At 66.8% G+C, this 4,405-nt stretch carries 3 protein-coding genes and 1 pseudogene; 3 read left to right on the forward strand and 1 reads right to left on the reverse strand.

Going from position 1 to position 4,405, the window contains the following annotated elements; all coding sequences use genetic code 11:
• The 3 genes from ACLP25_RS20000 to recR form a co-directional block, all read left to right on the forward strand.
• Window positions 1–1,346 (forward strand): DNA polymerase III subunit gamma/tau (locus ACLP25_RS20000; RefSeq protein WP_442470910.1); only part of this gene is annotated, 1,346 nt, incomplete at its 5' end.
• Between the two features lie 17 nt (window positions 1,347–1,363).
• Complete coding sequence (locus ACLP25_RS20005; RefSeq protein ID WP_442470911.1) at window positions 1,364–1,684, forward strand: YbaB/EbfC family nucleoid-associated protein; 321 nt, start codon at window positions 1,364–1,366, stop codon at window positions 1,682–1,684.
• Window positions 1,685–1,690: 6 nt separating this feature from the next.
• Window positions 1,691–2,296, forward strand: coding sequence for a recombination mediator RecR (recR, locus tag ACLP25_RS20010; RefSeq protein WP_442470912.1), 606 nt, complete (start codon window positions 1,691–1,693; stop codon window positions 2,294–2,296).
• A 74-nt stretch (window positions 2,297–2,370) separates the two neighbouring features.
• Here recR and ACLP25_RS20015 read toward each other — a convergent pair.
• A pseudogene (locus tag ACLP25_RS20015) lies at window positions 2,371–4,134 on the reverse strand (IS1634 family transposase).
• Between the last annotated feature and the right edge of the window lie 271 nt (window positions 4,135–4,405).

Genomic DNA, 4,405 nt, shown 5'->3' on the forward strand with positions numbered 1-4,405 from the left:
ACATCATCGACGAAGTGCACATGCTGTCGAAACAGGCCTTCAACGGCCTCCTCAAGACGCTCGAGGAGCCGCCGGAGCACGTCAAGTTCCTGTTCGCAACCACCGAGATCGAGAAGGTGCCGATCACCGTGCGGTCGCGTTGCATCCGCTTCGACCTCAAGCGGATCGAATCCGGCCTGATGGTCCGGCACCTCGCGAAAATCTCAGCGGCCGAGGGCGTCGAGGTCGAGCCGAACGCGCTCTCGCTCATCGCGCGGGTCGCCGAAGGCTCGGTGCGCGACGCGCTGTCGCTGCTCGACCAGGGCATCGCCTACGGGGGCCCCCAAGGCGTGACCGCGGCTGCCGTCCGCGACATGCTGGGCCTGTCCGACAAGGGCGAGATCGTCGACCTGTTCGAGCGGACGATGAAGGGCGCTATCGCCGAGGCGCTCGACCTCGTGCGCGCGCTCTACCGGTCCGGCGGCGACCCGGCGGACATTCTGATCGAGGTCGCCGAGTTCTGCCATTACGTCACGCGGGTCAAGATCGCGCCGAACGCGCCCGACGACGCGACGATCGGCGAAGACGAGCGCGAACGGGGCCGGGAATTCGCCGAAAAACTGACGATGGGCGCCCTCACGCGGGCCTGGCAGATTTTGCTCAAGGGCGCGGAGGACGTGAAGGACTCGCCGCGCCCGCTCGCCTCCGCGGAGATGGCGCTGATCCGGCTCGCCTACGCGACCGACCTGCCGACGCCCGAGGATGCGTTGCGCAAGCTCGCCGAAGTCACGGAAGGCGCCCCTCGCCACGCCCCGACGCTTCCTCCGATCGGCCCACGCGCGAGCCTCGCCGCCAGCTCGACGGCTCCGGAGCGCGCCCCCGTGCAGCCCGTCGTTGCTCCTTCGAGCGCGCCTGTGTCGACCCCAAAGCTCGCCCGTTTCGAGGACGTCGTGGCGCTCGCCCGCGCCAGGCGGGACATCCAGCTGGTGCAGGCGCTCGAGCAGGATGTCCGGCTCGACCGGTTCGAGCCGGGGCACATCAGCATGTCGCTTACCGAGAGCGCCTCGCAAACGCTCACGCAGACGCTCGCCAGGCGTCTCCAGGACTGGACGGGCGACCGATGGATGGTGGCCCTGGTTCAGGGAGCGACCGCCCCGACCTTCCGCGAAGCGGCGGCGAAGCGCGAGGCCGAACGCACGAACGGCGCGGCGGCGCATCCGCTGGTGCGCAAGGTGCTGGAGCGGTTCAAGGGCGCGCGCATCGTGGAGGTTCGCGCGCCAGAGGTTCTGGCGCCCGCGGCTGCGCCCCAGTCCGACGACGATGTCGGCTACGCCGACTCCGAACCTGTCATCGATGACGAATCATAGAACGAGGAGAGGCCGGCATGGATATCATGGGAATGATGAAGAAGGCGCAGGCCATGCAGGCCAAGCTCCAGGAGGCGCAGGACGAGCTCGGCCGCGTCGAGGTGCAGGGCGCCTCTGGCGGCGGCATGGTCAACGTCACGATGACGGCCAAGGGCGATCTCAAGGGGATCAGCATCGATCCGTCGCTGCTCACGCCGTCGGACAAGGAAATGGTCGAGGACCTGATCATTGCGGCCTTCGCCGACGCTAAGGCCAAGGCCGAGCGCGCCGCCGCCGAGAAGATGCAGGCGTTGACCGCGGGCCTGCCCCTGCCGCCCGGCATGAAGCTCCCCTTCTAGCCCGCGATGCCTTCGACCGTCGCGGGTCCCGAAATCGAGCGGCTGATCCAACTCCTCGCCCGCCTGCCGGGCTTGGGGCCTCGCTCGGCCCGCCGTGCGGCGCTGCATCTCATCCGCAAGCGCGAGACGCTGCTCATGCCGCTTGCCGAGGCCATGCGCGTCGCCGAAGAAAAAATCGTGACGTGCTCGGTCTGCGGCAACATCGATACGCGCGATCCCTGCTCGATTTGCGCCGACCCGGGGCGCGATCCTTCGACCATCGTGGTCGTCGAATCGGTCGGCGATCTCTGGGCGCTCGAGCGGGCGGGGGCGATCCGCGCGCGGTACCATGTCCTCGGCGGCGTCCTTTCGCCGCTTGACGGCGTGGGACCGTCGGACCTCGCCATCGCGCTGCTCGTCGCGCGCGTCGCCGCGGGTGGGGTGAGCGAAGTCATTTTGGCCGTCAACGCGACCGTCGACGGCCAGACGACGGCGCACTACGTCACGGATTGCCTTACGGAATATCCGCTCAAGGTGACGCGCCTCGCCCACGGCGTGCCGGTCGGCGGCGAGCTCGACTATCTCGACGACGGCACGATCGCTGCGGCGATGCGCCAGCGGACCGCGTTCTAGCCGACTTCGCGGATTGGGCCAGAATCGCGTGTTGCGCCTCAAAGGAATCAAGGCCTTGGCCTGAAAGGTCTTCACTACGGGGCGTTTGTTGGCGGCAGCGCGGCGGCAGCGATTTTGGGGGCCGGCTGCGGCGGCAGGCCGAGGTTCATGCGATCGATCAAGAGGCGCAGGTCGGGCTCGGGTTCGGTGGTGCGGGTGAGGATGCTCTCGCGCCCGTCGGTCGGGGGCAGGTGGACGTCGATCATCCGCATGGCGGCGAACTTCGCCAGCGCGCTTCGGGCTGAGAGGCCGTGCAGACGGCGGGTCAGGGTGATCTGCAGGCAGTAGGCGAGGAAGGCGACGAAGATGTGGCCTTCGATGCGCCGCTCGTCGCGATGAAAGATCGGCCGGATCGCGAGGTCGCCTTCGAGGGTCTTGAACCCCTCCTCTACAGGAACGAGCTGGATGTAGTATTGCCAGATGAGCGCCGGGTCGCTCTCGGTCAGGTTGGTGCGCGACAGATAGCGGCCTTCGCGGCGGGGGGCGGCGCGCAGTTTGTCGCGGTTGAGCGAGAAGCTCAGCACGCCGGTTATTTCGTCGAGCGCGACGTTGACGAGACGCCAGGCGGAGGGCGCTTTTGAGCGCGCGGCGCCGAGCTTCATCAGCCGCTCCTGGCGCGAGACGTCGATGGCGGCGAGCTTGTTCAGCCGCGCCCACAGCCATTTGAGCTGGCGGCGCCGCATCGCGCGCTCCTTGGCGACGCGGTCGTCGCTTTGGGCGTAGACGTAGCGTTCGTCGTCTTGCGCCAGAAGCTTGACCTCGACGCCCTCGCGCGCCTTGTGCCAGGGCTTGTCGAGAAGATGCTTTTCCAGGCGCGTGAGCCGTCCCTTGGGCCTTCCCACCAGATATTGCACGGGCGGGTCGGAGGCGCGCATCTGAGCCAGAACATCCTCGGTCGGCACGCCGCGGTCCATCACCCACACGCGCCGCGCCTTGCCGTATTGGCTCTCGATCTTGTCGAGGAAAGACCGCAGCGTGGTGCTGTCGGCCGTGTTGCCAGGCAGGACCTCGTAGGCGATCGGCAGACCCTCGGGGGTGACGACGAGGGCGATGACGACTTGCGGGCAATCGGACCGTTTGTCGCGGCTGTAGCCGTGGCGGCGTTTGGAGCCCTCGGGCAGGTCGGAGGCGTTGACCTCGAAATAGGTGCTGGTCAGATCGTAGAGCAGCACGTCGAAGGAGGCGTTGAACAGATCGCGCCAGCGCTGCGTCAGATGGGAGAACAGCGCCTGTTTGTGGGCGATGAGGCGGTCGTGGCAGGCGTAGTGCTTGTGCGCCTCGGCCAGGCCGAAGTCGGCGCCGAGGAGATCGGCCATGGCGCTGTCGCGGAACCATTGGCGATGCAGGCGCCATTCGCTGCCCGGCGCGATCAGCCGGTAAGTCACCAACACCTGCAACACGTCGTCCCAGCGCGCGCCCTTGCGGCTTGGCGGAAGTCGCTCACTCCAGAAGCGATCGAGTTGCAACTCGGGCCACAGCAGGCCGGCGAGTCAGCAGGCGCCCCACTGGCGTGGCCGGCGCAGCCGCATCTCGGAAAGCCGCAGGCGGATCACGCTGTCGCCCTCGGCGGCCTCGCAGCGATCCTCAGGAAACAGGGCGAGCGCGCGCGCCCGCCCGGCGTCCTCATCGAACACTTCGATGGCCTTTCGCCAGGCTTCGGCCTGGGAGGAGTTGATCTCGCCGAGGTAAAGCACGTGGCGCTGGATCACCCGTCCGCTGGCGAGGCGCTTGTTCTCGACGACGCTCCTGTAGAGATGCGTCTTCCCGTCCTTCCGCCGTTCGGTCTTCCGCAGAAACATGGTGACAAGGATTTTGTCACGAGTCGCCGATCCTGTGAATCTGTCACCGTGACTTGGTCTTCACTACAGGCATTTTCGACGATGTTTCCGACATTGGCGTCAGTCAAATCAAATACTTAGGTCCCTTGAAAAGCCGCAATATCAGCTTGTCCACATGCGAATCCGCGACGTTGGGTTAGTCCTCGTTCCCCGTGTGGCGACGCACGGTATCGACGCCTGTGAGGATTACAATACCTCCGGCATCGTCCTTGACGCGGAATTTATGGCCCGG

Source organism: Roseiarcus sp., assembly GCF_052145395.1.
Lineage (GTDB): Bacteria > Pseudomonadota > Alphaproteobacteria > Rhizobiales > Beijerinckiaceae > Roseiarcus.

Bases quoted from the DNA above. Each gene is read 5' to 3' on its own strand.
- recR (WP_442470912.1), top strand. From the start codon at position 1,691: ATGCCTTCGACCGTCGCGGGTCCCGAAATCGAGCGGCTGATCCAACTC.
- ACLP25_RS20005 (WP_442470911.1), top strand. From the start codon at position 1,364: ATGGATATCATGGGAATGATGAAGAAGGCGCAGGCCATGCAGGCCAAG.